The 3,543-nt window shown below is 72.5% G+C and carries 4 protein-coding genes; 1 reads left to right on the forward strand and 3 read right to left on the reverse strand.

The annotated features are described in order from the left end of the window. Positions 1-599: SseB family protein (locus G6048_RS47330; protein ID WP_165345792.1), on the reverse strand; the 599-nt coding region annotated here is incomplete at its 3' end. 150 nt (positions 600-749) lie between these two features. On the opposite strand from G6048_RS47330, the gene G6048_RS47335 reads away from it, so the two are divergent. Further along, a complete protein-coding gene (locus G6048_RS47335; RefSeq protein WP_165345793.1) occupies positions 750-1,742 on the forward strand; it encodes a serine hydrolase in 993 nt (330 codons plus the stop codon). Positions 1,743-1,749: 7 nt separating this feature from the next. Here the strand turns inward: G6048_RS47335 and mycP are convergent, their stop codons facing one another. Both mycP and G6048_RS47345 read right to left on the reverse strand, forming a co-directional pair. Continuing rightward, positions 1,750-2,955, reverse strand: a complete 1,206-nt coding sequence (gene mycP / locus G6048_RS47340; RefSeq protein WP_165345794.1) for a type VII secretion-associated serine protease mycosin — start codon at positions 2,953-2,955, stop codon at positions 1,750-1,752. Next, the coding region (locus tag G6048_RS47345; protein ID WP_165345795.1) for a hypothetical protein at positions 2,952-3,543 on the reverse strand (592 nt) is incomplete at its 5' end. The genes mycP and G6048_RS47345, both read right to left, overlap by 4 nt.

Raw genomic sequence — 3,543 nt, forward strand, 5'->3', positions numbered from 1 at the left:
AGTTGTGTATAAGAGACAGGGTCCAGTATGAGGGCGAGGGTGCCGTCGGCCTGGCCGGGGCCGAGGTGGGCGCGGAGTACAGCGGGCTCGGCGGCGACGGCGGCGCGTACGGCGTCGGTCACGGCGGGGTCGGCGAGCGGATCCGTGCTGGTGCGGCCCTCGGCGAGGGCGAGCAGGGTGGGGCCGGTGACTTCGTACGGCACGGGTCCGGCGAGGTCCAGCACGAGGGTGTCGGCCTTCTCGTGGGCGGCGGCCTGGAGGGCCTGGTGCAGGGGTACGGCGACGGGGCGGGCCGCCGGGTCCCAGCGGGCGAGCGACTCGGTGGACGTGAAGGCGGGCAGGGCGGTCCGGGTGCCGGCCTTGAGCGTGGGGACGGCCATGTCGCTGGTCTTCTCGCGGCGCAGTCCGTTCTCGTCCTCCTCGGTCTCCCCCAGAACGGCCACGACGGGTACGAGGAGCCGGGCGCCCTTGAGCGCCTCCAGGACCGGTACGTGTGCGGAGCGGTCCTCGGCCCAGGCCGTGAGCGCGGCGGTCAGCCGGGGGTCGGCGGAGCCGTCGTCGTCGGAGAAGCCGGAGTCGGGGATGTTCTTGTTCGCCACGGTCACCGACTCTATGCGGGTCTCGCTCGCATGCTTCCCGCGGCCCCGGAAACATGGTGTTCACCTGGCTCAGGGTTTTCTCAGCGATCCCTTACATGCTTCTGACGTGCGGCTAACCGGAGACACGGCTGCAGGCCCCAGCATCGCGGGATGGATCCGCAGACAGCTCGTCGGCCCGGCGCCCGCCCGTCCTGGTGCGGGCCTCTCCTCTACACCGCGGTGGCCTCCGTCGTGCTCGTCGGCGTCACGGCCTCCGGGACCACGCACGTGACGGCGCAGACGCGCGGCGGCACCGGTCTCGTATCGTCCTCGGCGTCGCCCACCGCGGGCGCGCAGGCGGCGGACGCATCTCGGACCCCGGAGGCGACAGTGGAATCCGTGGCGACGACGGCGAGCCCGACACCTACGCCTCCTGCCGTGGACCGGGACGCGCTGCTCGCCGAGGCGATGGAGTCCGTGGCCGTGGAGGACGGCGCGCGGGTGTCGGTGGCGGTGCTGGATCCGGACTCCGGGCAGAGCGCGGTGTACGGGGAGGGGTCCTTCGACACCGCGAGCATCGTCAAGGTCGACATCCTGGCGGCGCTGTTGCTTCAGGCACAGGACGCGGGGCGGGAGCTGACGGCGGCGGAGAAGTCGTACGCGACCGCGATGATCAAGAGCAGCGACAATGTGTCGGCGAGCGAGCTGTGGGACGCGATCGGGCGGGCGGAGGGTCTGGCGGCGGCGAACGAGCGGTTCGGGCTGAGCGGCACCGAGGGCGGGAACGGGGCGTTGTGGGGGCTGACGCAGACCACGGCGGCCGATCAACTCGCCCTGCTTGAGCAGGTGTTCGGGGAGGAGTCGGAGCTGAGTGAGGCCTCGCGGGCGTATCTGCGAGGGCTGATGGGGGACATCGAGGTGGGCCAGGACTGGGGTGTGTCGGCTGTCGGTTCTGAACCCCAATTCGCCCTGAAGAACGGGTGGTTGCCGCGCAGTCAGACCGGGCTGTGGGTGATCAACAGCATCGGGCGGGTGACGGTGGACGGGCACGCGTATCTCGTCACGGCGCTTTCGCAGGGCAACTCCACGAAGGCGAAGGGGATTTCGCTGGTGGAGGCGGCGGCCAGGGCAGCGGTGTCGTCGCTGCGGGATGCGGACGTCTAGCGAACGTCTAGTAGTCGGGGTCGCCGGTAGCCGTTGGGCGTGGTTCGCGGCGGCCGCGCCAGAGGACAACCGCGCCGATCAGGAGTACGCCGCCGACGCCGCCCGCGACGGGTCCCGCCCAGCCGGTCGAGGAGTCGTCGTCCGCGGCGTCCGGCCCCGGGCCGAAGTACTTTTCGCCGTACGAGGCCGAGCGCAGCCCTTCCGGCTTGAGCTTGCCGCCCTCCTTGATGGCGGCCGCGGGGTCGACGAAGCCGAAGCCGCGGGAGTCGTCGCGGCCGCCGCTGGGGGCGTTGCGGGCCGTGTCCTCCAGGAGCTCCTTGATCTGGGCCGGGGCCAGGTTCGGGTGGGCGGCGCGGACGAGGGCGACGGCGCCGGAGACGAAGGCCGAGGCGGCGCTGGTGCCCCAGCCTTCGTAGTACTTGCGGTCCGGGTCGGCGATGACGACGTCGACGCCGGGTGCGCTGACGGTGGCGTACCAGCGGCGGGTGGAGAACGAGGCGCGGGTGCCGTACTTGTCGACGGCGGTGGCGGCGATGACGCCCGGGTAGGCGGCCGGGTACGAGATGTGGTCGCCCTTCTCACCGCCGTTGCCGGCCGAGGCGACGACGACGGCGCCCTTCCTCAGGGCGTATTGCACGGCGGCGTCCTCGGTGGCCTCGGGGTGGGCGGACTTGGAGTCGTCGCCCAGGGAGAGGTTGATGACGTCGGCGCCGTGATCGGCGGCCCAGCGGATGCCTTCGGCGAGGGCGTTGCCGCGGGTGTTGCGGGCCTTGCCGCGGGCCGAGTCGCCATCTTCGAGGATCACGCGGACGGGGAGGATCTTGGCCTCGGGGGCGATGCCCATGACGCCGTCGGCGTTGCCGGGGCCGTGTCCGTTGCCCGCGATGATGCCGGCCATCGCGGTGCCGTGGCGGGCCCAGGCGCGGTCGCCCCGGCCGGCGCCGAAGCCGACCATGTCCTTGCCGGTGAGGACGTTGCCGGCGAGGTCCGGGTGCTGGGCCTCGACGCCCGTGTCGAGAACGGCGACGGTGATGCCCTCGCCCTTGGTCGTCTGCCAGGCCTCCTTGGCGCGCATCGCTTCCAGGGGCCACTGCTGGGCGCGTATCCCGTCGGCGTGGGCGGTGGTGGGCGGGACGAGGGCGAGGGAGGCGGCGAGGAGGGTGGCGAGGACTCCGGTCCTGCGGGCACCAACGGCTATGGCCTTGCGGGTCATGACGGCTTCTCCGTGGCCGAGTTGACGGTTTTACGGAGGCCGCGCTCGATGCGGTCGGCGAGGCCTTGTGCGTCGTGGCCGAGGCCCGCCTGGGCGGGCGGTGTGGTGGCGTCTGCCTTCATGGCGTTCTCGGCCGGCTCCGGCTCGGTGACGGCGCGGCCGTCGGCGAAGCCGGACACGGCGTAGACGACCACGGGGGCGTCGGTCAGGACCGACACCGTCCAGGACGCGCGCTGGGCGTCGCCGAAACCGGCGGCTACGGTGCCCTTAGCGGCGTACGGGCGGGGCATCAGGTCGCGCCGCTCCGCGAGCCCCTCGTCCTCGAACTGGCTGCTCAGCGCGCCCATGGCCGCGGAGTCCGCCTTCGTGAACAGCAGTCCGACGGTCGTGACATGACTGCGCGTCGCGTCGGTGTACGTCGCGCGCAGGAGCCGCAGGCAGCCTGCCGGGGCGAGGGCCTTGCGCAGCAGCGGGTCGAAGGCGTCCGCGCAGCCGCTGTCCGGCGCGACGGCGATACGGGTCCAAGTACGGTCGGGACGCGCGGCCCTCGTGGCCTGGACCGTCTGCCCGCCGTTCTCGGACGGCTGG

The organism is Streptomyces ureilyticus (assembly GCF_011045025.1).
Lineage (GTDB): Bacteria > Actinomycetota > Actinomycetes > Streptomycetales > Streptomycetaceae > Streptomyces > Streptomyces ureilyticus.

Coding starts and splice junctions, on each gene's coding strand:
- G6048_RS47335 (WP_165345793.1), top strand. CDS start 750: ATGGATCCGCAGACAGCTCGTCGGCCCGGCGCCCGCCCGTCCTGGTGC.
- mycP (WP_165345794.1), bottom strand. CDS start 2,955: ATGACCCGCAAGGCCATAGCCGTTGGTGCCCGCAGGACCGGAGTCCTC.